Raw genomic sequence first — 23,325 nt, forward strand, 5'->3', positions numbered from 1 at the left:
CCAGCAGCAGCGCCACCAGCGGGGAGAGCATAATCAGCGGCAGGCCGGTCACCGCCCAGTGGGCCAGCACCTTCGCCAGCACCACCGCCGGCAGCGGCACCGGCAGCAGCATCAGCTGCTCCAGGCTGCCGTCCTGCAGGTCGTCGCGAAACAGCCGCTCCAGCGCCAGCAGCGAGGCCAGCAGCGCCGCCACCTGGATGATGCCCGGCGCGATACGCGCCAGCAGCTGCGGCTGCGGCCCGACGCTTAACGGAAACAGGGTGATGACCATCAGGAAGAACCACAGCGGGCCGGCGATGTCCGCGCCGTGGCGGAACGCCACGCGCAGCTCGAGACAGAAGACACGCCACATCACAGCCCCGCCTCCCCGCCGGTCAGCGCCAGGCGGCGGACGGTGTCCGCGGCCCCCGGCAGCGGCTGGTGGGTGGTGAGAATGACCATCCCGCCCTGCGCCGTGTGCGCCGCCATCCGCCGGGTGAGGCGCGCCACGCCGTTAACGTCAATGGCGGTGAACGGCTCGTCGAGCACCCACAGCGCGGCGCGGGTCAGCCACAGGCGGGCCAGCGCCACCCGGCGCTGCTGCCCGGCCGAGAGCCGGGCGACCGGCACGTCCTCAAATCCCGCCAGCCCGGCCTGCGCCAGCGCCTCCGGGAGACGCGCGCCGTCGCCGGGGTGGAAGAAGTGCAGGTTCTCCCGCGCCGTCAGGCGGGATTTAATCCCCGGCTGGTGCCCTATCCACAGCAGGCTGTGATGGAAGCTGTCGCGCACGCGGCGCAGGGGCTCGCCCTGCCAGTACACCTCGCCGCCGTCCGGGCGCGCCAGCCCGGTCAGCAGGCGCAGCAGGGTGGTTTTTCCGGCGCCGTTGCCACCGGTGACCTGCACCCACTCCCCGGCGTCCACGGTGAACGACAGCCCGCGAAACAGCGTCCTCTCGTCCCGCTCGCAGTACAGATCTCTGGCTTCAAGCATCATTGTCATTGCGCATATTCAGGTTGATATGGCGTATAAACACCGGTCAGGCTTTCCAGGAAGGCGACGATATCGTCAATATCGTTTTGCGGCAGATCGGTGCCAACCTGGTAACGCAGCATCAGTTTTACCGCGCCATCCAGCGTCGGTACGTCGCCCCGATGGAAATAAGGCGCCGTTAACGCGACGTTGCGTAAGCCTGGGACTTTTTGCCGTAATTTATCGCGAACCTCTTTGGTGACGTTCATACGACCAATATCCGCTGCGGTAATTTCGCCAAAATTAAAGTCTCGCTTTAATCCCAATGGTTCAAAAGAGCGTCCGCCTAAAATGATACCGCCGTGACAGGTTGCACATTTATTCTCTTTAAATAATTGATAACCGTGTTTCTGTTGCGCGGTCAGCGCATTTTCATCTCCACGGAGCCATTTATCAAAAGCGGAATCCGGCGTTATCAACGTTTTTTCAAATTCGGCGATCGCATCAGTAATATTTTCCCCGGTAAATCCTTGCGGATAAACCGCCTGGAAATCTTTTTTCAGGACAGGATCTTTATCAAGCTTGCTAATAATTTCATCCCAGGATTTAGAGGCCATTTCAATAGGATTTAACGGTGGTCCGCCTGCTTGCTCCTGCAGGGTTGCAGCACGACCATCCCAAAATTGTTCGATATTGAATACGGAGTTGAATACCGTCGGCGCATTTATTGGTCCTACCGCACCGCCAACGCCAATTGAGGTTTTTCTGCCATCGACACCGCCCGCATTTAACGCGTGACAATGCGCACAGGATATTGTGCTGTCGCCGGATAAACGTTCATCATGATAAAGCCGGAAACCTAAGTCGACTTTTTTCGCATCGACGGGAATATTGCGCGGAATAGGCTGAACGGGTTCATTCCGGTGCGCGGCGTCGGTATCGGCGCTGGCATAGTTGCGCTCACGCTGATCGGCTATCCAGTTCAGGATGTCAGTACGCTCTTTATCGCTGACGCCCCCCGCCCAGTGCAGCGCGACATAGCGGGTTGGCGGCATGGTCTGATGTTGCATAACCCATTCAATTTTATTCAGTTCGCTTTGCGGCACCGGCGTATCCGCAATCAGGGCGGCCCGTACCGCCTCCAGGTTAAACGATTTGTAGCCGAGCTGGATATCGTAATCCATTAGCTGCTTTGCCACCGGAAAAGAGGAATAAAAAGGTAATTCAGCGGAAGGCGTATGACAATAATCACATCCTTTCTCCCTGAAATAACCCAGTATTTTATTATTTTCACCCACAACCGAGGCCTGCACATCGCTTTTTTTACTGCGCTGTTTGTCGTAATACCATACATACCCGGACAAACCTAAATAACATAACAGCCCAACGGTGATAACCGTTGTCGCATAGAGGGTAATTTTTTTCATATCACTATCCTTATGGGGTATTGCGGCATGATTAATTAAATTTTATTTTTTTACTCATGAGGCCCGTCAATACTAAATACAAACCCATCATGGATATTGATTGGTATCAATAATTACAATTGGCTAAACCTATAGATATGATAACCCCCGACTATCGTAAGATTTATTTTGCGATGCCCGTCACAGGGTTTATTCAGCCGCAACAATGGATAAATCCTCTTTTCCGTCATCAAAACGAACGATAGCCAACAATAATTGACTTAACGCAGCATAAAAACCATAGAGATCATGCTTAAGGCAATTATTTGTAAATTCCGGAAGCCATTCCAGTAATGACGACAATGTTTTCTGGCGTAATTTATTCATTCTCCGTTGTTGGAACGATTCACCCAATGAAAAATGTAAATGGCTGAGTAATTCCAGATAAATCGCCAGGTGGTCGGTCGGCTCTTTAAAATCGTCGTTGACTTCCATCCCGGCTTCAAGCAATAAATGTTTAATCATGCCGGGTTCCTGCTGCGGGTATTGCGAGGCGTAGGGCAAGGCCGATTTTTTATCCGTCATCAGGAACAATCCGCAAAAATCTGCGGCCAGCTCCAGCTGCGCATCCTGACGCAGGCTAAGCGCGGCAATTTTTTGTTCGAGTAACGCCACCGACGCCGCCAGCGCTGGCTGACGCTTTAACAGCGCCAGCCAGTCCGCGATTTCCGCGGACTGTAATTGTATTAACCCTTCATCATCCACTTCCCGGAAAAAGAGTAACGCCAGCCATGCATATACGCAGGCGTACTGTTCCTGAGCAAGCGCTGGCTGCTTAATCATGCGGATTCCCCTGCGATGCGGGTACATATTCACACTGCGCGACCATCTCGACCGGACCGTTAAACGCCGTGACGTTATCAATAGGGCCGGTATATTTTTCAATTTCCACCAGCGTCGTATGCGCGCTGGTCGCCTGCGCGAGCTGTGATGTACCGATATCCAGCGTTAATACGTTAGGGTTGCCGTACTTACATAACGCGTTGAGATCGCCGCCTTTATCAGGATCGTACCAGGCGCCTTCATGAATTCGCGCCACGCCCGGCGCATAGCGATCGGAAACTACCGCCCCCGCCAGTACCTGCCCGCGTGCATTGAATACCCGCACGATGTCACCGTTGCGGATCCCGCGCGCGCTGGCATCCTGTGGGTTAATAAAGACCGGCTCCTTGCCGCCAACGGCATATTGCTGACGCAGCGTTTCCGACTCGCACAGTTGGGAATGCAGACGGAAATCAGGGTGGACGGATTGTAAGTGCAGCGGCCAGCGCTGCGATCCCGGCCCGCCATGCGAGCGTTCGATTTTTTCGAACCACATGGGATGGCCCTGACAATCGTCGTATTGCATGTCGGCGATCGTTTTGGAGTAAATCTCGATCAAACCGCTTGGCGTGCCCAACGGCTCCAGGTCCGGATCTTCACGGAAAGCCTGATGGCGCACAAACATCTGCGGATGATCAAACTCGATGTACTCCTGTTGATTCCAGAACACCTCGAAAGTCGGTAAGTGGATACCGCGACCTTTTCCCTGCTGGCTCCCTTCCTGCCAGATGCGTTTCAGCCAGCCCATTTCATCAAGGCCTTCCGTAAATGCCGCTTCACGGTTAAAGCGTCGGCAGAGATCGCGGAAAATATCAAAGTCGTTACGCGCTTCAAACTGCGGCGATACCACCTGTTTCATGGCGATAATGCCGCGGTTAGAGTGGTTGCCGAATTGATCGAGGTCGTTACGCTCAAATTGGGTGGTAGCCGGCAAAACGATATCCGCAAAGCGGCAGGTCGACGTCCACTGGTTATCAATAGCGATGACCGTTTCCAGCTTGCGCCACCCTTCAATTATGCGGTTAATTTGTTGGTGTCGGTGGAACGGGTTGGTCCCGGCGAACACGCACATCTTCAGCGGCGGTAATTTAACCGATTTCCCGTTCCAGTTAATGATCTTGCCCGGTTCAAGAATGGCATCCATAAAACGCGCAATAGGAATGGTGCTGCTGTAGCCTTTGTAATCCGTGCTGTCGTGCACTGGCGGAACGGTCGTCGAACCGGAAAAGCCGCTTAAAATGATCCCTTTACGACCAGGCGTCCCGGCGCCGTTATAGTGCCAGCCAAAACCAAAGCCGCCGCCCGGTAAACCAATCTGTCCCAGCATTGCCGCCAGCACGACGACCATCCATGACCACTGTTCGCCATGCTGCATACGTTGTACGCACCAGCCAGCGATGATTTGCGTTCTGTCGCCCGCCATCTGCCGCGCCAACGCGCGGATGGTGTCGGCGTCAATACCGCACAGTTTTTCCGCCCAGGCGGCATCTTTGGGCTGTCCATCTTTCTCGCCCAGCAAATAGGGGAGGAACTGGTCAAAACCGACGCAGTAGTTATCGAGGAAATTTTTATCGTACAGTTTCTCGCTGTACAGGGTATGCGCCAGCGCCAGTTGTAACGGGACATCCGTCTGCGGGTTAATGGCGATATGTTTGACCTTATCGCGCCCCAGATAATCGTGCGTGGAGGTGACGACCGGGTCGATGCTGATGACCGAGATAGCGCCGCTGGCAACCTTCTCTTTTAATTGTTCATAGTACTGATAGACATCGTGATCCGGGCACCACCAGTTTGCCTGCTGGTTTTTCACCATATCAGAACCCCATAGCACAATCGTTTTACTGTTCTGTAAAACCAGAGGCCATGACGTTTGCTGCTCGTACACTTCCATTGAACCCACCACGCGCGGCAAAATCACCTGCGCCGCGCCGGTCGAATAGTCCCCTCCCGTGCTGACGCTATTGCCATGTAGCGCAATCGCGCGCGCCAGCATCCCGGAGGCGTTATGGAACATGCCGGTAGATTGCCAGCCGCTCGCCGTCAGTAACGCGCTCGGCCCGTAGGTTTTTTGCACCCGCTCCAGTTCCTGATAGAACAGATCCAGCGCTTCATCCCAGGAGACGCGCACAAAACGATTATCGCCGCGCTGCGAGGTGTCGCTTTGATGACCTTTGCGCATCCAGTCGACGCGCACCATCGGATAGCGAATACGCGCCGCGTTGTGGACGTGATCGGGCAGGCCGGCGATCATTTTGGACGGGTATTTATCCTGTTCAAACGGTTTTGCCGCCACAAATCGACCGTCAACCACCGTGGCGCGAATCGCCCCCCAGTGAGAGCCGGTAAGGATACCCTCTTTCGTCGCGGCGCCTGGCGCAACGGCATCCGCTGCGCGGGCGCTACGGGGCGTCAGCAGTGACGGCCCCAGCATTCCTGCCACCGTCAAACCGCCAAGCTGCGCCAGAAAACGTCGACGAGAGACGTGTAGCGTGTCCTTATTTTTCATTGTGTTCTCCCTTATCGCTGTGCGGCGTGTTGGTGGTATCAGACGCATTCATCTGGAGATATTTCAACAAGGTACGTTCTTCACGCTTATCCAGACTGGTGAAACCGATCATGCCGTTGAGCGTGCCGATCCAGCCGTTAGCGTCAAAGTGCGCTTTGTCCGGCGCGCCGTGACACTGATTACAGGTGCCGTTATAGAGGGAGTCGGCATAGGCCCAAATCGGTTTAATGTCATTTACCATGTCGCCTTTTTGCATCCACGCAGTTGCCTGTAATTTGCTCCACTGAGTATTGGTCGCCGCGACGGTGGTCTCTTCCAGCGTTTTCACATGCTGTTGCACATCGCCGCGAATCGAGGCGACAAAAATACGTTTACCTGGCAACTGCGTCAGCACGCGCTGGCGACCGTCCGTCTCCGTCCAGCCTTCGATTTGCACTTGCAGCCAGTCACCGTCCCGTTTAAGGACTTTCACTTCAGAAGCAGGCAACAGCGAACCTGCCGGTTCTTTATCGCCTTTAGCGGCGTAAATCGGCTTGATATCCAGCGAATAGAGCGTATCGCCGTCATTATGCGTACTGGCGCTGGCGCGCAGTTCATCAAACTGTTTGCGGAAACCGCTGCTCATATCCGGTAGCTGGTGGGCAATCCCTTTATGGCAGTCGATGCAGGACTGATTTTCTTTCGCGGCGATTTTCATTTGCCGCGCCGCTTCCGGGTTCTGTTTCGCGTGATCCATCGCATCGTAGTTATGGCAGGAACGACAGGTCGCGGAGTTATTCTCTTTCATGCGCGCCCATTCACGCTCGGCAAGCTCGGCGCGTTTGGCTTCAAATTTTTCCGGGGTATCAATCGAGTGGGCGATAAATGTCTGGTAAAGATCGTTGCTGGCTTCCAGCTTACGTTTCACCATGCCTGGAATATCAGGGGGGATATGGCAATCGTGGCATTCCGCGCGTACGCCGGAAGCGTTCTGGAAATGTACGGACTGTTTATATTCCTGATACACCGGCTGCATACTATGGCAGCTGACGCAAAACTCTGTCGTACTGGTCAGTTTGATACCGACGTGAGGTAACACGATCAGCGCAACGCCGATCACAATCCCGACAATGACCAGCGCCAGTATCGACCAACGGGCGCTTGGCCTGAGTAGCGCTCTCCAGAGTTTTCGCATAATAGCCCCTGTAATTATATGGTTTAATGCGCAGATCTTATTCCGCAAATATGAACAGCGTCACTGGTCAGGATGAACGGGATACGGCAATATATGAACAGATATGAACAGAAAGAGACCGCGCGCAGGATGTCACATCACATTGTTATTGTTGAGGATGAACCTGTTACTCAGGCCAGATTACAGGCCTATTTTGAGCAGGAGGGGTATCGCGTTTCGGTGACCGACAGCGGCGCGGGCCTGCGCGACATCATGGAGCATGAGCACGTTTCGCTGATCCTGCTGGATATCAACCTCCCCGATGAAAACGGGTTGATGCTGACCAGGGCGCTACGCGAACGTTCCACGGTGGGCATTATTCTGGTGACGGGGCGTTGCGACCAAATCGACCGCATCGTCGGGCTGGAGATGGGCGCGGACGACTACGTCACCAAGCCGCTGGAACTGCGCGAGCTGGTAGTGCGGGTGAAAAACCTTTTGTGGCGCATCGATCTGGCCCGCCCCACGCCGCAAAATGCCAGTGAAAACTGCTATATGTTTTCCGGTTACTGCCTGAACGTGATGAATCACACGCTGGAGCACAATGGTGAAGCCATTAAGCTTACGCGCGCGGAGTACGAGTTACTGCTGGCCTTTGTGACCAACCCAGGCAAAGTGCTGCATCGTGAACGCCTGCTGCGAATGCTTTCCGCCCGCCGCGTAGAGACTCCGGATCTCCGCACGATTGATGTCCTGGTTCGCCGCTTACGCCATAAAATTACGCCGGAACTGTTGGTCACACAGCATGGCGAAGGCTACTTTTTAGCCTCGGAGGTGTATTGATACAGATAGACGGGCCGAAATCCCGGAGGCGATAGCGAACGACGAACGCGCGCGCTGTCAGCGTTGTTATGCGTCAAAATAAGCACCGGCGGGCTGATATTTTCAGGTACCGGTTGCCCCTGTAAGACCTTAATCGACTGCGTTATCGCTAATTCTCCCTGCCAGGCCATCTGATCGCTGAGCGCCATCAGGATATGGCCGCGTTTTAAACCGCGATAAACCTGATGCGTCAGATAAAATGAGACGATCGTGAGCGGAGTCGTCAAATTTCGCCCTTCGCCCATCGCCGCCTCCGCCGCTATCGCCGACCCGGCGACCACATTGGCGTCCGGATGGCGCTCCAGCATTTCCTGGAGTAAGTTTCGCTGCACTTCAATGTCGTTATCGCCCCAGGCGATATCCACAATGTTGATGGCGCTGCCTTTAATTGCCTGACGAAAACCCGCCACCATCTCCTGACTGCCGCCGGCTTCTTCCGGCCCCGGGAAGAGTAAAACGTTAAGCGCTTTTCCTTTGCTCCACTGCACCAGGAAACGTCCCGGCAGATACCCCATCTGAAACCACGGCAGACCAACGCGGGTTGCGACGCTGGCATCGTGAATCATGTTCACCAGTTCAATAACCGGCACATTACCGGCATACCGTTCCAGTTCCGGGAAACGATCGGTACTGCTGCCAAGCAGAATAGCGTCGGCGCCCCACTCCCGGCATTGCATCATTTGCTGTTGTTGCGTCGCCAGTTGCCGATAGCCATTCGCTTCCAGCACTTTTAAATCAACGCCATACAATTTGGCCGCTTTTTGCATCCCGTAGTTGACGGACAACCAGTAAGAATCTTTCAGGCTGGGGTATAATGCGCACAGTTTCCAGGGTTTACTCGCATTGACTGACGTTTGCCGCCAGGGAATCGCCCGATCGGCGCGCGTCCAGTGTAGCAGTCCGGTTTCGGCTGACGCCGTTTCTACATTCGAGACGATGATTATCAAAAAAAAGAACGAAATAAGCGCGCGCATGATAGCCCCACCAGCAACAAGGTTTTATCCTAATGGTTTTTCCGGCGGCAACTCAACCCATTTCACCCGCGGCGCATAAATGTCAACGCCTTCACTGACCCGCAGATTATGGCTGGCCTTCGCCCTGATGGCGGCACTCACCCTGCTCAGCACCGTGATCGGCTGGATAAGCCTGCGCGTCATTAGTCAGGTGGAGCAAACCAATACGCAAGCGCTGCTCCCCACGATGAATATGGCCAGGCAGTTAAGCGAAGCCAGCGCTTACGAGCTCTTTTCTGCGCAAAATCTGACCAATGCCGACAGTGAGGGCGTTTGGCTGGCGCAGGGGAAGATGCTGAAAGCGCAAAGCCTTAAAATTAACCATCTTTTGCAGGCATTAAGCGAGCAGGGATTTAATACCTCGGCCATCGCCCGGCAAGAAAAAGAGATTGCGCAAACGCTTGGGCAACAGGGAACGCTGGTCGGTGAAATTCTCACGCTGCGCGCACAGCAACAGCAGTTAAGCCGCCAGATTGCGGAGGCGGCGGAAAGCATTGCCGCCCAGGCTCACGGCCAGGCCAATAATGCCGCGACATCTGCGGGCGCCACCCAGGCCGGTATTTACGATCTTATCGAAAGCGGTAAAGGGGATCAGGCTGAACGCGCGCTTGACCGGCTGATTGATATCGACCTTGAGTATGTGAATCAGATGAATGAGTTGCGGGTCAATGCCCTGCGGTTTAAGCAGCTCATTGTGACCTTAAAAGACGCGCAAGGGCTGAGCGATGCCGAGGACACCGATGAAAAACTTAATCAGTTGGTTAAAATTTTATCCCGCCGCCAGCAGCGTATAGAAGATCCTACCGTTCGCGCCCAAATCGCCGACGCGTTGGAGAAAATAAACCAGTACACCACACTGGTTACCCTGTTTCGTAAGGAAAACGCCATCCGCGATCAGCTTCAAACGCTTATGGCCAATAACCTCTTTCAGTTTACCCGCTTCAGTACGGAAGTGTCGCAGTTGGTGAACGCCATCGAAAAACGAAACGAGGCTGGGTTAGCGCGTCTTACACACGCCAGTCAGCGTGGGCAAATAGGGTTAGTGATCTTAGGTATCCTGGCGCTGTGCTCATTAAGTTTTATTCTTTGGCGAGTGGTTTACCGTTCCGTATCCCGCCCGCTGGCGCAACAAACGCAGGCCTTACAGCGGTTACTGGAGGGCGATATTGATTCGCCGTTTCCGGAGGCGGCTGGCGTCAGCGAACTGGATACCATCAGCCGTCTGATGGAAGCGTTTCGCGCCAACGTGCGCAAATTGAACCGCCATCGTGAGGATTTGGCGGAACAGGTGCGATCGCAAACGGCGGAGCTTCATGCGCTGGTGCTGGAACACCGGCAGGCGCGCGCCGAAGCGGAAAAGGCCAACGAGGCGAAATCGACGTTCCTTGCCGCCATGAGCCATGAAATTCGCACGCCGCTTTACGGCATTCTCGGTACGGTACAATTGCTGGCCGATAAACCGCTCATGGCAAACTACCGCGACGATTTACAGGCCATTAATGATTCAGGCGAATCGCTACTGGCGATTCTTAACGATATTCTTGATTACTCAGCGATTGAAGTAGGCGGCACCAACGTTTCCATTAGCGAGGAACCGTTTGAACCGCGACAATTGTTGAATAGCGCGCTGCATTTAATGCACAGCCGCGTGCAGGTGGCGCTCATCACCGACTTTAGCGAGCAACTCCCTTCCACGCTACAAGGCGATCCGCGCCGGATACGTCAAATTGTGATTAATCTTTTAAGTAATGCGGCGAAATTTACCGATCGCGGCAGCATAGTGCTGCGCACGTTTTGCGACGATCAGAGCTGGTTTATTGAGGTTGAAGATACCGGGTGCGGTATCCCTGAAGCGAAGCTGACGGCTATTTTCAAACCGTTTGTGCAGGCGACAGGACGCCGGGGCGGGACGGGCCTGGGGCTGGCTATCAGCGCCAGCCTGGCAGAAGCGATGGGCGGGACGCTAACCGTCACCAGTACGCTTCATGTTGGCAGTTGTTTTCGTTTACAACTGCCAGTTCGCCACCCCAAACCCGCAAGCAAAAATGCGTTCAGAGAACCGATAAATCTTAACGGACTACGCCTGTTGCTGATTGAAGATAATATGCTGACGCAGCGTATTACCGCTGAAATGCTCACGGGTAAAGGGGTGAAGGTCTCAGTAGCTGAAAGCGCGAATGACGCGCTACGCTGTTTAGCCGAAGGCGAGTCCTTTGATGTGGCGCTGGTGGATTTTGATTTACCGGATTATGACGGCTTAACCCTGGCGCAGCAGTTGATGAGCCTGTATCCCGCCATGAAACGCATTGGTTTTAGCGCGCATGTGATAGACGATAATCTTCGTCAGCGTACCGCCGGTCTTTTCTGCGGGATTATTCAAAAGCCCGTTCCCCGCGAGGAGCTTTACCGCATGATAGCGCACTATTTACAGGGCAAATCTCACAACGCGCGGGTGATGTTGAATGAACATCAGCTTGCCGGCGATATGGCGTCTGTCGGCCCGGAAAAGCTCCGGCAATGGGTCGCGTTATTCAAAGACAGCGCGCTGCCTTTAGTCGAGGAGATCGAGGCGGCGCGCGCCATGAATGACGACGTTAACATTAAGCGGCTGGCGCATAAATTAAAAAGCGGCTGCGCCAGCCTGGGGATGACGCAGGCAACCGAAGCCTGTCGGGAGCTGGAATTGCAACCGCTTAGCGATATAGATATTAAAACTATCGTGACGCAGGGAGTGACGGCGCTCGACGCATGGATAGCCGATCATCCTTCGCCATAATAGCTTCCGGCTCGCCAAACGACGCGTTTCACATCACCAGTTATCAGGACATAAAACAGTACGCCGAGGGTATAAGAGGGAACTAGCCTACGGCTACTGCCTGTTTAATGATTCTGTGTTTTTTCGTCCTGTAGCCGTGCCTGCTCCGCCAGGGCGGCAAAATCTTTTTCGCTGTAATAGTGCGCGGGAGGCGGTAGCTGCGCCATATCCTCGCTGGGCCACAATTGTAGTTGCGCCAGCGTGCTAAGCTGGATACCGCGCCAGCGATGGGGCAAGCTCAGCGGCAATAGCGGCATTATCTCGCCAGGAATGGCGGTCGGCAGGCGGTCATCGCCCATCTGATAATTACGATGCAGCACCAGATATTTTTCCGGTACCCGCCGCTGGCTGTTCCACCAACGGCCATCAAGCATATCAAACTGAAAACGGGTGATCTGCGTCGGCTGCGCTGCCAGCTGCGTCAGCGCTTGCCGCAGCGCAGTTTCCATCGCCGTGTTGTACATCTCTTGCGTTTTCGTCTGGCCGCCGACAATTAAAGACGCTGCCAGACGGGCACCCGCGAGGTTAGAATAGAGATCTTCCGGCGAAAAGGCCGATACTCCCTCAGAAAATCCGCGAACAGACTCGAAACCGTACCATTGGGCGATTTCGTGCCACTCCGCCACCTGGAACGCCAGATGCGCCGACAGCCAGGCGGCCAGCGTGTAACGCTCGCGTGCATCGACCGGAGGGGTAAAAGCAGTAAAAACCAGACGCCGTTCGGCCAGCTCCTCGCCCAGATTCAGCGTAAAAGCCTGCCCCAGCTTTGGTAGTAGTTGGCTGAAGATATACACTGTCATATCAGCGGTATCCCGCACATGTGCGGTGTCGATGAATCCGCCACGCAAGGTATACACAATACCGTTATTCTCACCGCTAAGGCCAATCAGGTTTGCCACGCCCGAGTACAGATGGTCGTTGTACTGATGATGCCCCAGCGAGTCCACCGTCACGACGTTATTTAACTGATAGAACGGAACCGGCAGTCCCAGCAGCTCGGCATGCAGGTCGTAACCAAAAGCGCAACACGGACGCAACCCCTTTGGCAGCGGCTGCGGCGGCATCGTCGGCCAGGCTTCACTGGCAGCTGGCATTGGGAGAGAGGACAGATAGAGCGTCAGTGGTAAGGCGGCGCGGGCGCTCCCCGTCAGAAACAGTAGCGCCAGAAAGATAACCCGAACGACGGACCTCAAAATGCTTCTCCTACCTGAAAATAAAAACCGCTGCTAGCTTTGCCCACGCCGTAATCCAGCCGCACGTTGACGCGCGGCTTGAACTCAAAGCGATAGCCCACGCCCGCAGAAGGCAGCCATCGCCCGTCATCCAGATGGTGCAAAGACGATCCCATGGTGCCCGCGCCCACCCAACCGACAACGCCATGCCGCCAGCTCAGCTTATGGCGATATTCCAGCTGACCACTGATAGCATTTTTATCGCGATAGCGCCCTTCATAATAGCCGCGCATACGATGGTTACTGCCCAGCAGCGGCAGCATATTCCACGGCACATCACCCTGAGTAAAAGCGCCGTCCGTTTCCCAGGCCAGCACATCTTTATCATTGACGGCATGGTAACGACTATAGTGCAGTTGGTATTCATCAAACCGCGTATCGCTACCGACGTCCGGTGCGAAGTGGGTATAGCGAAGGGTGGCATACTGCCCTTTGCGTGGGTTAGGTATAAAATCACGATCATCCCAGCTAATCTCAACGCTACCGCCGTTACTCAGTGAAGAACAGCCCTGCGCTGTACTTTGAATTTTGGGCGGATCGGTCTCATCAATTTGCGCGGCGTGCTGTATATCCAGCGTCCAGCCAACGCCAAGATAGATATTGTTGACCAGCCGACGATACAGCATGGGTTGCAGATCCAGCACCTGCGCAGTATAGGCCTGCTTATGGCTGTCTTTATCACCGGTGGCAAAACCCTGTCCCCAATAGTAAGTGGGCGTGTCGCTCAATGCGCCAGTGAGGAAGAAACGCCAGCGATCTTGCGCGAAAAAAGCGTAATTTTGCAGGCTTACGCCAAAAGCGCCTGTGGAGCTGAAATAGCCGCTCAGCGACAGCGTGGATACCTGGCTAACCTTATCGGCAGGATCGGGGCGATACATACCGACGATGGCGGTGCCGATGCCCAGCCCCAGTTCAGGGGTATAAAATGGCCCGGGCATTACTCCCCAGTTGACGCCTTTGGCGGCATCGTAAGTATCGCTATCCCCCATTTGTTGTAGCCAGCCGTCCACCTGACTGCGGCTGGGCAGCGCCGCCTGCGCCACGCCGGACAGCACACCAGCGACGCAAAGCAACAGTCGGCAATGGCAGCGGTTCAAAAGCGGTACTCACCGGCCACAAAGAAGCTATTGCGCTCGGCAAAGCCAAACTCGGTGGTAACGTTGAAATGGCGGGTTATTTCATACTGAGCGCCCAGCAGCATGTTCCACGGTGATTGTAGATGCTGTTTGACGTCAAAGCGGCCGTTATTGTTATAGTTAGCCATACTCACCAGCCTTTGTAGCGTCGCTGACGGCATGGTCAGGTCGTCGAGGCTGCCTTTAAACTCCTGCTGCACATCCTGATACATGCTGCCGACCCAGACGTTTAGCTTGCCCGACGGCAGATGCATCTTATCTATACCCGGGGTGGTAAAACGGTAACCAACGCGAGGTGAGACGGTAAAGGCGTCGATGCTGCCATCAAGAATATCGAACTGTGTCTGGGTGTAGTTAGCATCAACAGCGGTAAACCAGTTACCTACGCCGCCGACCAGCGTGGTGCCGATGCCATAGGTAGTGCCTTTAAAGTCGAGTTTAAACTTGAGGTTTTGCAGATCGGCGGGATGAAAAACGTGGCCATTTTTCGTCATCAACCCAACACCAATTTGCGAAATGGAATGACCATCGGTATAGCCCACCAGGCCGTACACATTCATAAATGGCAGCAGCCAGGCATCCAGCTTGACCGTTTCGGTCTTGCTCTTTTCACGGGTATGACCGACGTTAATTTTAAATGCGTTATCTAATGGAATTCCCCCGTTGGAACCTAAAGCCAGGCCATTAAAGTTGATGCTATCAACGTTAATATTCTGCCCAATATTCATGTAGTTAATATTGAGGCCAAATGGCTCGGGAAGCTCATAGCCACGCTTTCGGGCTTCATCACCCAGAAAAGGCAACACTGATGTACTGGCAGGCTTTGCCACCGGCGTTGTCGCGACTGGCGGTGTGGCAGCAGATGGGACGTCATCCTGATAGCTATAAACAGGCGACAGGTTCGCCGGGGGGCTGGTAGCCGCCCAGGTAGAAAAAGCCATAGCGGGCAGCGCCAACAGCAAAAGGGAGCGTTTTTTCATAATGATGAAGCGTTTATTCTGGCGAGAAGCGCCGCCGGATCGAAAGGAGGAGGGAGAATATAGTAATCGTCGCCTGGTGGGCGGGATTTCTGTGCGAATTAATCTTTTGAAATAAAAAACTATTTTCTACAACGTCTTTGTTGCAACACATTAGCTTCATGAGTGGAACTATCGGCCCGACGGCGATCGGGCCGGAGTGAATCAGGACAGAACATGTTGTTCAATCGCCCAGGCAACACCATCTTCAAGGTTCGATTTAGTCACAAAGTTAGCCACCTCTTTGACCGACGGAATGGCGTTGTCCATTGCCACGCCCATGCCGGCGTATTCGATCATCGCAATGTCGTTTTCCTGATCGCCAATCGCCATCACCTCCTCTGGCTTAATACCCAGCGCCTCGGCCAGTGATTTTACGCCGGTGCCTTTATTAACCCGTTTATCGAGGATTTCAAGGAAGTACGGCGCACTTTTCAGCACGGTGTACTTTTCCTTCACCTCTGCCGGTATACGCGCAATCGCCCGGTCGAGAACGGCAGGCTCATCGATCATCATAACTTTCAGGAACTGGGTGTTCGGGTCCATCTTCTCCGCTTCACAAAATACCAGCGGAATGGTCGCCACATACGACTCATGCACCGTGTAGTAGCTGATATCGCGGTTAGCGGTATAAAGCGTATTTCGGTCTAATGCGTGGAAGTGAGAACCCACCTCACGGGACAGTTTTTCCAGGTAACGGTAGTCATCATAGCTGAGCGCCGTTTGCGCAACCGTACTGCCGTCCCCTGCTTTCTGCACCAGCGCCCCGTTATAGGTGATGCAATAATCGCCGGGCTGTTCCATGTGAAGTTCTTTCAGGTAACTGTGCACACCCGCATACGGACGGCCTGTGGTCAGCACCACATTTACCCCTTTTTCACGCGCAGCGGCAATCGCGTTTTTAACCGCCGGAGAAATGGTGTGATCGGGCAGCAGAAGGGTGCCATCCATGTCGATAGCAATAAGTTTGATAGCCATGAAATCCCCGCATTAAATGAGTCCTGACTCATGCTAACGCGATTCCGCTCAAAAAACAGCAAAGAATCCGAGAGAAAGGGGGATAAGATTCACAAACGGGATTCCCCTTTTCAGGCCGTATTCTCCCTCCTGATGTATTAGATAACCTCATTAATCAAACAGAAAATACCGTTTTTCTAAAAGAATGTGTATTGCTACTTTGGACATCATCACTTAGAGCCTAATGGGATTGGTTCTTAATCAGTAAAAATCAACAAAAACTTATATTTTAAAATAACCTTATCCGATGAGAAGGAGATCGCTAATGTCGATGGCCCTTACCGCCCCCCCAACCAGGAAAAGATTTTTAATCGTTGCCTGTCTGTTTATTGGAATATTTATTGCTTATCTCGATCGCGTTAATGTTTCGGTATTAGCCGCGAATGAACCCTTCTTAGCCTATATGGGTATTGAAGGTATGCCATTGCAAATCGGCATGATGATGACCGTCTTTCTGGCCGCTTATGGTATCGCTAACGTTGTATTATCACCGCTTGGTGATTATCTCGGCCCCAGAAAAGCAATGATGCTTTGTATTCTGATCTGGACTATCGCTTTAATGATTGGCGGAGTCGCTACATCATTCGCTCTAATTATTATTTGCCGTATATTACTGGGCATCGGAGAGGGATTTTATTATCCACTGCAAAGCGTATTTATTAAAAACTGGTTCCCGAAGCAGGAACGCGGCAGAGCAAACGCGGCGTGGATCGTCGGCCAGTCAGTCGCTCCCGCCATTGCGATGCCTTTTTTCACCTGGTGGATAGGCACCCACGGCTGGCGCTCCAACTTCTTTTTATGCGCCGCTCTCGGGTTAATCCCTCTTTGGCTACTTTGGCGATATGTTGCTGATAAACCAGAACAACATAAAAGTATCAGCGAACAAGAACTGGCTTATATCAAAGCTGGACAGGAAACGGAAAGCGCAGGCAACAGCGAAAGTTTTATGTTGCGGGTCAAACCGGTGATTACCAACTACAGCTATTGGCTGCTGGTGCTGTGGTATCTGTGTCTGCAATGTTTATATTGGGGAATGATTACCTGGCTACCGACCTATCTAAAATCAGCCAGAGGTTTCAGTTGGGCGGAAATGGGTTGGCTGGCGTCGCTTCCCTTTGTCCTGTCGATATTTGCCAAAGCGGCCGCAGGCGTCTTCGTCGATAAAATAGGACGCAGCGCCCCCATATTAATGGTATTAATGTTTTTCGCTGGCGTCAGTATCTATTTCGGTACCATAACCGAACATAAATATATGTCAGCAGTACTCCTCTCCTTTGCTGTGGCTTTCTGTACGATGGGCACCCCCGTTGCCTGGACGTTATTACAGGGAATGATACCAGGAAAATCCATATCCGCCGCCAGCGGCGTAATGAACGGCGTCGCCAATGGACTCTCTTCATTATCTCCTGTATTTATCGGCTTATTTATTTCTATCACTGGAACTTATACCGGCGGCTTACTATGCCTGGTTTTTATCAGCGCTATCGCCGTGGTATCGGCATTAATCTTAACGATTAAAAAATATTAATTACGGGGAGTAAATTATGAAAATTACCAGCGTTGATATTATTGATGTGGCGAACGATTTTGCGTCCGCCACCAGCAAATGGCGTCCGGTGGTGGTAAAAATTAATACCGATGAGGGCATTTCCGGTTTTGGCGAAGTCGGGCTGGCTTACGGCGTCGGCGCTTCTGCGGGCATCGGAATGGCGAAAGACCTGTCGGCCATTATCATCGGCATGGACCCGATGAATAACGAAGCTATCTGGGAAAAAATGCTCAAAAAAACCTTCTGGGGGCAGGGCGGCGGCGGCATTTTTTCCGCGGCGATGAGCGGCATCGATATCGCGCTGTGGGATATCAAAGGCAAAGCGTGGGGCGTGCCGCTGTATAAAATGCTTGGCGGCAAAAGTCGCGAGAAAATAAGAACCTACGCCAGTCAGCTACAGTTTGGTTGGGGGGACGGCAGCGATAAAGATATGCTGACCGAGCCGGAGCAGTATGCACAGGCGGCGCTGACCGCCGTCAGCGAAGGCTATGACGCAATAAAAGTGGATACCGTCGCAATGGATCGCCACGGCAACTGGAACCAGCAAAACCTCAACGGGCCTCTCACCGATAAAATCCTGCGTCTGGGCTACGACCGTATGGCCGCCATTCGCGATGCAGTCGGCCCGGACGTGGATATCATCGCCGAAATGCATGCCTTTACCGACACCACCTCGGCGATTCAGTTTGGCCGCATGATCGAAGAACTGGGCATCTTCTACTACGAAGAGCCGGTCATGCCGTTAAATCCCGCACAGATGAAGCAGGTTGCCGATAAGGTCAATATTCCACTGGCGGCTGGCGAACGTATTTACTGGCGCTGGGGATACCGTCCTTTCCTGGAAAACGGCAGCCTGAGCGTTATTCAGCCCGATATCTGCACCTGCGGCGGCATCACCGAAGTGAAGAAAATCTGCGATATGGCGCACGTTTACGACAAAACGGTGCAAATCCATGTTTGCGGCGGGCCGATTTCCACAGCGGTGGCGCTGCATATGGAAACCGCGATCCCTAACTTCGTCATCCACGAACTGCACCGGTATGCGCTGCTGGAACCGAATACACAGACCTGTAAATACAACTATCTACCCAAGAACGGCATGTACGACGTTCCGGAGCTTCCCGGCATCGGCCAGGAGCTGACCGAAGAAACCATGAAAAAGTCGCCGACCATTACCGTAAAATAAGCCAACAGTCTGCCTGCACCGCAGGCAGACACCCTGTATTTGCGAGTCGTATCAACGCGACCTTATCCAGCCTGAGATAAAATCCTCTCAGTAAAGGGGTAACACAGGTGGCAAATGAATTTAACTATCCGGCAATTTCGCGCGTTTCTGGCCGTCGCGGATTTGCGTAGTTTTACCGCCGCCAGCAAATATCTGTGCATCACGCAGGGAGCTGTTAGCGGTTTAATCAACGAAATGGAAAGCCAGATGGAGGTTTCCCTTTTCGACCGCACTTCGCGCGTGGTGAAGCTATCGCCCGACGGCGAAAAGTTTTTACCCGCCGCCATGCGGGTTGTTGAAGAGTTTCAACGGGCCGAAAATTATGCCCGCGACCTGAAAGAGATCAAAAAATCCCTGGTGCGGGTTGTTGGCGCGCCGCTGATCGCCTGTGCTTTTCTGCCGCAAATCATCCATGCCTTTAAGCGGCAGCATCCGCATACCCACGTACAGCTTATTGATAAGCCCATGTCGCAATTACAAAAAAGCATTATGTTGGGAGAAGCCGATTTTGGTATCGGCCCGGAGCGGCCGCTGGAACCGGAAATCGACAAACAAACGCTGTTCACAACGGAAATCGCCCTGTACTGCCATCCGGACTATCGGCTGCATAAAAAAACGGTTCGCTGGGAAGAGATTCAAAGCGAAGAGCTGATCGCCGTTGGCAACGAATCCATTCCGATGATCTCCGCAACCGCTGGCGTGCGCATTAAGCCCAAAATGACGGTGGAACATATGGCGACCGCCATGTCGCTGGCGGCGCAGTGTGAAGGCGTGGTGATCGCCGGAACCTTTTCCCGCCATTACGCCAAAAGCTACCAATTAGCGACCTGTTCGCTCACGCCTCCGCTGCGGCGCAATATGAACCTTTATTTCCATGCGTGGCGCGCACAAACGCCCGCCACTCAGCGCTTTAGAGATTTTTTATTCAGCTATGTCGATGAACATCATGATGCCCCGGCCAGCCAGCGGTAGGCCGGGGATTAAGGCAGGTTAAATATCAATATTCGCTGCTTTCAGGGCGTTCTCTTCAATAAAGGCACGACGCGGCTCAACGGCATCACCCATCAGCGTGGTGAACAGCTGGTCGGCAGCAATCGCATCTTTAACGGTCACACGCAGCATACGGCGGCTTTCCGGGTCCATGGTGGTTTCCCACAGCTGATCCGGGTTCATTTCACCCAGACCTTTATAACGCTGGATAGCCAGACCGCGACGTGATTCTTTCACCAGCCACTCCAGCGCCTGCTCGAAGCTGGTTACCGGCTGGCGACGCTCGCCGCGTTCGATAAACGCGTCCTCTTCAATCAGACCGCGCAGCTTCTCGCCCAGCGTACAGATACGACGATATTCCGCGCCAGTCACAAACTCGTGATCCAACGGATAATCGGTATCCACGCCGTGCGTACGCACGCGAACGATCGGCTCGAACAGATTCTGTTCCGTATTAGTATGAACATCGAACTTCCACTGACTGCCGTGCTGCTCTTTCTCATTCAGCTCGGTAATCAGCGCATTCACCCAGCGCGTTACAGTCTTCTCATCAGAAAGATCGGCTTCGGTCAGAGTTGGCTGATACACCAGCTCTTTGAGCAGCGCTTTCGGGAAGCGACGCTCCATACGACCAATCATTTTCTGCGTGGCGTTATATTCAGAGACCAGTTTTTCTAACGCTTCGCCGGATAGCGCCGGCGCATGAGCGTTCGCGTGCAGAGTCGCACCGTCAAGCGCGATGGAAATCTGGTACTGATCCATCGCTTCATCGTCTTTGATGTACTGTTCCTGCTTACCTTTCTTGACTTTGTACAGCGGCGGCTGCGCAATGTAGACGTGGCCGCGCTCGACGATTTCCGGCATCTGACGATAGAAGAAGGTCAACAGCAGCGTACGGATGTGCGAGCCGTCGACGTCCGCATCGGTCATGATGATGATGCTGTGATAACGCAGCTTGTCCGGGTTGTACTCGTCGCGACCGATACCGCAGCCCAGCGCGGTAATCAGCGTCGCCACTTCCTGAGAGGAGAGCATCTTGTCGAAGCGCGCTTTCTCGACGTTGAGGATTTTACCTTTCAGCGGCAGAATCGCCTGGTTCTTGCGGTTACGGCCCTGCTTCGCAGAGCCGCCCGCGGAGTCCCCTTCCACCAGGTACAGTTCGGACAGCGCCGGGTCGCGTTCCTGGCAGTCCGCCAGTTTGCCCGGCAGACCGGCTAAATCCAGCGCGCCTTTACGACGGGTCATTTCACGGGCGCGACGCGCCGCTTCACGCGCACGCGCGGCGTCGATAATTTTGCCGACGACGATTTTCGCGTCAGATGGGTTTTCCAGCAGGTATTCGCTCAGCAGTTCGTTCATCTGCTGTTCTACCGCCGATTTCACCTCGGAAGAGACCAGCTTATCTTTGGTCTGTGAGGAGAATTTCGGATCCGGTACTTTTACGGAAACCACCGCAATCAGACCTTCACGGGCATCGTCGCCGGTGGCGCTGACTTTGGCTTTTTTGCTGTAGCCTTCTTTGTCCATGTAGGCGTTCAGCGTACGGGTCATCGCCGCACGGAAGCCTGCAAGGTGAGTACCGCCGTCGCGCTGCGGAATGTTGTTGGTAAAGCAGTAGATGTTTTCCTGGAAACCATCGTTCCACTGCAGCGCTACTTCCACGCCGATACCGTCTTTTTCGGTGGAGAAATAGAAGATATTCGGGTGGATCGGCGTTTTATTCTTGTTCAGATATTCAACAAACGCCTTGATGCCGCCTTCGTAGTGGAAATGATCTTCTTTGCCATCGCGCTTGTCGCGCAGGCGGATGGAGACGCCTGAGTTCAGGAATGACAGTTCACGCAGGCGTTTCGCCAGGATCTCATATTCAAATTCAGTGACGTTGGTGAAGGTTTCGTGGCTCGGCCAGAAACGTACCATCGTGCCGGTTTTATCGGTATCGCCAGTGACGGCCAGGGGTGCCTGCGGCACGCCGTGCTCGTAGATCTGACGGTGAATTTTGCCATCTCGCTGGATAACCAGTTCCAGTTTTTGCGACAGAGCGTTGACTACCGAGACGCCCACGCCGTGCAGACCGCCGGAGACTTTATAGGAGTTATCGTCAAATTTACCGCCCGCGTGCAGAACGGTCATGATCACTTCCGCCGCCGAGACGCCTTCTTCCGGGTGAATACCGGTCGGAATGCCACGGCCATCATCCGTTACGGACACGGAGTTATCGGCGTGAATAGTCACGACGATATCTTTACAGTGACCTGCGAGCGCTTCGTCGATAGCGTTATCTACCACCTCGAATACCATGTGGTGCAGACCGGTGCCGTCATCCGTGTCGCCGATATACATACCCGGGCGCTTACGCACCGCATCCAGCCCTTTCAGGACTTTGATACTGGAGGAGTCATAAGAATTCGACATCAACGTTTCTCGCTCATTTAATCTTGGGTTAATCCGTTATTTTACCCTTTTCCACGGTAAACATCTTCGAATTTTCATCCGACATGTCTATAACGTGTTCAGCGCTAATTGCGCTGACAAAGACCTGCGATTGCGTGGCTTTTAAGCGGCTGGCCAGCAGTCCGCGACGCGCATCGTCAAGTTCAGAGGCAAAATCATCTATCAGGTACAGGCAGCGCCGCCCGCTTTCGCGGGTGAGGAACTCGCCCTGCGCCAGACGTAAGGCGCACATCAATAACTTTAGCTGCCCGCGCGACAGGGTATCTTCCACCGGCGCGCCGTCGGCGCGAATGCGAAAGTCCGCTTTATGCGGCCCGTGCGCGGTGTAGGTCAACATACGGTCACGCTCAAAGCTTCGCTCCAGCACGTCCGCATAGTCTGTCTCTTTCTCCCAGCCGCGCTGGAAAGAGAACGTCAGGGAAAATTCAGGTAAAAACTGCTGACAGATATCCGCCATGTCCTGTGCGATAGCGCTACTGTACTCCGCCCGCCAGGTACTAATTTGTTCCGCCAACGGGATCAACTCTTTATCCCACGGGCGCAATTGCTCATAACGACTCACCTGGCGCAGCGCGGCATTACGCTGTTTCAGCAATCGTTTCAGGTTGCTCCAGGCGGTGAAGAATCCGGCTTCGTTGTGAAAGCATCCCCAGTCAAGGAACGCTCTTCTGTATTTGGGGCCGCCGTTGAGTAAAGTAAACCCCTCCGGCGTAATCAACTGCATCGGCATTAAATGCGCCAGCTCCGCGATCTTGTGACCGTCGGTACCATCGATACGGACTTTGCTGTCGCCCTGCTTATCTTTGGTTAAGCCAATCGACGTCTCACGCTCTTCGCCCTGTAATCGCCCGTGAAGAACAAACGCTTCCTGCTCATGACGAATCACGCGGCCAGGCTGCAAACTGCGAAACGCCCGACCGTGGCCAAGCGTATAGATAGCTTCCAGCACGCTGGTTTTGCCGCTGCCGTTGGCGCCAACCAGGAAGTTAAAGCCGGGGGATAAAGCGAGATCCGCATTTTCTATGTTGCGGAAGTCTTTGATTAAAAGGCGCGTCAGTGACATATATTAGTACATTCGTCCAGGGGCGTGTGTGTCGCAGC

18 protein-coding genes are annotated in these 23,325 nt (G+C 53.8%); 5 read left to right on the forward strand and 13 right to left on the reverse strand.

The genetic code is table 11. From position 1 onward, the window contains the following. From ccmB to torC, 6 genes are all read right to left on the reverse strand, one after another. The coding region (gene ccmB / locus J4650_RS20815; RefSeq protein WP_085429175.1) for a heme exporter protein CcmB at positions 1-355 on the reverse strand (355 nt) is incomplete at its 3' end. Next, positions 352-969 (reverse strand): cytochrome c biogenesis heme-transporting ATPase CcmA, encoded by a 618-nt coding sequence (gene ccmA / locus J4650_RS20820; RefSeq protein ID WP_023993777.1) that lies wholly within the window; start codon positions 967-969, stop codon positions 352-354. The genes ccmB and ccmA, both read right to left, overlap by 4 nt. Positions 970-974: 5 nt before the next feature. Beyond that, positions 975-2,375, reverse strand: a complete 1,401-nt coding sequence (locus J4650_RS20825; protein WP_000724469.1) for a cytochrome-c peroxidase — start codon at positions 2,373-2,375, stop codon at positions 975-977. A gap of 189 nt (positions 2,376-2,564) precedes the next feature. Continuing rightward, entirely contained in the window at positions 2,565-3,197 is a 633-nt protein-coding gene (torD, locus tag J4650_RS20830) for a molecular chaperone TorD (RefSeq protein ID WP_023993776.1), read from the reverse strand. Further along, a complete protein-coding gene (gene torA, locus J4650_RS20835) occupies positions 3,190-5,742 on the reverse strand; it encodes a trimethylamine-N-oxide reductase TorA (RefSeq protein ID WP_023240449.1) in 2,553 nt (850 codons plus the stop codon). Before torA ends, torD begins: the two co-directional genes overlap by 8 nt. Then, positions 5,732-6,916 (reverse strand): pentaheme c-type cytochrome TorC, encoded by a 1,185-nt coding sequence (gene torC / locus J4650_RS20840; protein ID WP_001230254.1) that lies wholly within the window; start codon positions 6,914-6,916, stop codon positions 5,732-5,734. Before torC ends, torA begins: the two co-directional genes overlap by 11 nt. Positions 6,917-7,045: 129 nt before the next feature. On the opposite strand from torC, the gene torR reads away from it, so the two are divergent. Next, positions 7,046-7,738: a two-component system response regulator TorR gene (gene torR / locus J4650_RS20845; protein WP_001562512.1), complete on the forward strand. Its 693-nt coding sequence runs from the start codon at positions 7,046-7,048 to the stop codon at positions 7,736-7,738. Here the strand turns inward: torR and torT are convergent. Then, on the reverse strand, positions 7,711-8,751 hold the full coding sequence (gene torT, locus J4650_RS20850; RefSeq protein ID WP_001202038.1) for a TMAO reductase system periplasmic protein TorT: 1,041 nt from the start codon (positions 8,749-8,751) through the stop codon (positions 7,711-7,713). The two genes, torR and torT, sit on opposite strands and share 28 nt — an antisense overlap. A gap of 79 nt (positions 8,752-8,830) precedes the next feature. Between torT and torS the strand changes: the two genes are divergently transcribed. Beyond that, positions 8,831-11,566: a TMAO reductase system sensor histidine kinase/response regulator TorS gene (gene torS / locus J4650_RS20855; protein WP_023993775.1), complete on the forward strand. Its 2,736-nt coding sequence runs from the start codon at positions 8,831-8,833 to the stop codon at positions 11,564-11,566. A 104-nt stretch (positions 11,567-11,670) separates the two neighbouring features. Here the strand turns inward: torS and J4650_RS20860 are convergent, their stop codons facing one another. The 4 genes from J4650_RS20860 to yidA form a co-directional block, all read right to left on the reverse strand. Continuing rightward, positions 11,671-12,798, reverse strand: coding sequence for a DUF4056 domain-containing protein (locus tag J4650_RS20860; RefSeq protein ID WP_023993774.1), 1,128 nt, complete (start codon positions 12,796-12,798; stop codon positions 11,671-11,673). Next, the gene (locus J4650_RS20865; RefSeq protein ID WP_023993773.1) at positions 12,795-13,934 is read right to left on the reverse strand and encodes a BamA/TamA family outer membrane protein; all 1,140 of its coding nucleotides are present in this window, start codon (positions 13,932-13,934) and stop codon (positions 12,795-12,797) included. The genes J4650_RS20860 and J4650_RS20865 overlap by 4 nt, the downstream gene beginning before the upstream one ends. Beyond that, positions 13,931-14,953, reverse strand: coding sequence for a hypothetical protein (locus J4650_RS20870; protein WP_023993772.1), 1,023 nt, complete (start codon positions 14,951-14,953; stop codon positions 13,931-13,933). The genes J4650_RS20865 and J4650_RS20870 overlap by 4 nt, the downstream gene beginning before the upstream one ends. Positions 14,954-15,154: 201 nt before the next feature. Then, a complete protein-coding gene (gene yidA / locus J4650_RS20875; RefSeq protein ID WP_000985571.1) occupies positions 15,155-15,967 on the reverse strand; it encodes a sugar-phosphatase in 813 nt (270 codons plus the stop codon). Positions 15,968-16,271: 304 nt separating this feature from the next. On the opposite strand from yidA, the gene J4650_RS20880 reads away from it, so the two are divergent. The 3 genes from J4650_RS20880 (at position 16,272) to J4650_RS20890 (ending at position 19,752) form a co-directional block, all read left to right on the forward strand. Further along, a complete protein-coding gene (locus tag J4650_RS20880) occupies positions 16,272-17,534 on the forward strand; it encodes an MFS transporter (protein WP_000061257.1) in 1,263 nt (420 codons plus the stop codon). A 13-nt stretch (positions 17,535-17,547) separates the two neighbouring features. Further along, positions 17,548-18,741, forward strand: a complete 1,194-nt coding sequence (locus J4650_RS20885) for an enolase C-terminal domain-like protein (RefSeq protein WP_000975839.1) — start codon at positions 17,548-17,550, stop codon at positions 18,739-18,741. 114 nt (positions 18,742-18,855) lie between these two features. Continuing rightward, positions 18,856-19,752 (forward strand): LysR family transcriptional regulator, encoded by an 897-nt coding sequence (locus J4650_RS20890; RefSeq protein WP_023993771.1) that lies wholly within the window; start codon positions 18,856-18,858, stop codon positions 19,750-19,752. An 18-nt stretch (positions 19,753-19,770) separates the two neighbouring features. Here the strand turns inward: J4650_RS20890 and gyrB are convergent, their stop codons facing one another. Both gyrB and recF read right to left on the reverse strand, forming a co-directional pair. Continuing rightward, entirely contained in the window at positions 19,771-22,185 is a 2,415-nt protein-coding gene (gene gyrB, locus J4650_RS20895; RefSeq protein WP_023993770.1) for a DNA topoisomerase (ATP-hydrolyzing) subunit B, read from the reverse strand. 28 nt (positions 22,186-22,213) lie between these two features. After that, positions 22,214-23,287 carry a DNA replication/repair protein RecF gene (gene recF / locus J4650_RS20900; protein ID WP_023993769.1) on the reverse strand — a complete coding sequence of 358 codons (1,074 nt, stop codon included), beginning with the start codon at positions 23,285-23,287 and terminating at the stop codon, positions 22,214-22,216. Positions 23,288-23,325 lie beyond the last annotated feature (38 nt).

It is taken from the genome of Salmonella sp. 32120201201600049SM (assembly GCF_017572835.1).
Taxonomy (GTDB): domain Bacteria; phylum Pseudomonadota; class Gammaproteobacteria; order Enterobacterales; family Enterobacteriaceae; genus Salmonella; species Salmonella enterica.

What these genes read in the sequence shown, in the direction of transcription:
- ccmA (WP_023993777.1), bottom strand. Translation starts at nt 969, where the DNA reads ATGCTTGAAGCCAGAGATCTGTACTGCGAGCGGGACGAGAGGACGCTG.
- J4650_RS20825 (WP_000724469.1), bottom strand. Translation starts at nt 2,375, where the DNA reads ATGAAAAAAATTACCCTCTATGCGACAACGGTTATCACCGTTGGGCTG.
- torD (WP_023993776.1), bottom strand. Translation starts at nt 3,197, where the DNA reads ATGATTAAGCAGCCAGCGCTTGCTCAGGAACAGTACGCCTGCGTATAT.
- torA (WP_023240449.1), bottom strand. Translation starts at nt 5,742, where the DNA reads ATGAAAAATAAGGACACGCTACACGTCTCTCGTCGACGTTTTCTGGCG.
- torC (WP_001230254.1), bottom strand. Translation starts at nt 6,916, where the DNA reads ATGCGAAAACTCTGGAGAGCGCTACTCAGGCCAAGCGCCCGTTGGTCG.
- torR (WP_001562512.1), top strand. Translation starts at nt 7,046, where the DNA reads ATGTCACATCACATTGTTATTGTTGAGGATGAACCTGTTACTCAGGCC.
- torT (WP_001202038.1), bottom strand. Translation starts at nt 8,751, where the DNA reads ATGCGCGCGCTTATTTCGTTCTTTTTTTTGATAATCATCGTCTCGAAT.
- torS (WP_023993775.1), top strand. Translation starts at nt 8,831, where the DNA reads ATGTCAACGCCTTCACTGACCCGCAGATTATGGCTGGCCTTCGCCCTG.
- J4650_RS20870 (WP_023993772.1), bottom strand. Translation starts at nt 14,953, where the DNA reads ATGAAAAAACGCTCCCTTTTGCTGTTGGCGCTGCCCGCTATGGCTTTT.
- yidA (WP_000985571.1), bottom strand. Translation starts at nt 15,967, where the DNA reads ATGGCTATCAAACTTATTGCTATCGACATGGATGGCACCCTTCTGCTG.
- J4650_RS20880 (WP_000061257.1), top strand. Translation starts at nt 16,272, where the DNA reads ATGTCGATGGCCCTTACCGCCCCCCCAACCAGGAAAAGATTTTTAATC.
- J4650_RS20890 (WP_023993771.1), top strand. Translation starts at nt 18,856, where the DNA reads ATGAATTTAACTATCCGGCAATTTCGCGCGTTTCTGGCCGTCGCGGAT.
- gyrB (WP_023993770.1), bottom strand. Translation starts at nt 22,185, where the DNA reads ATGTCGAATTCTTATGACTCCTCCAGTATCAAAGTCCTGAAAGGGCTG.
- recF (WP_023993769.1), bottom strand. Translation starts at nt 23,287, where the DNA reads ATGTCACTGACGCGCCTTTTAATCAAAGACTTCCGCAACATAGAAAAT.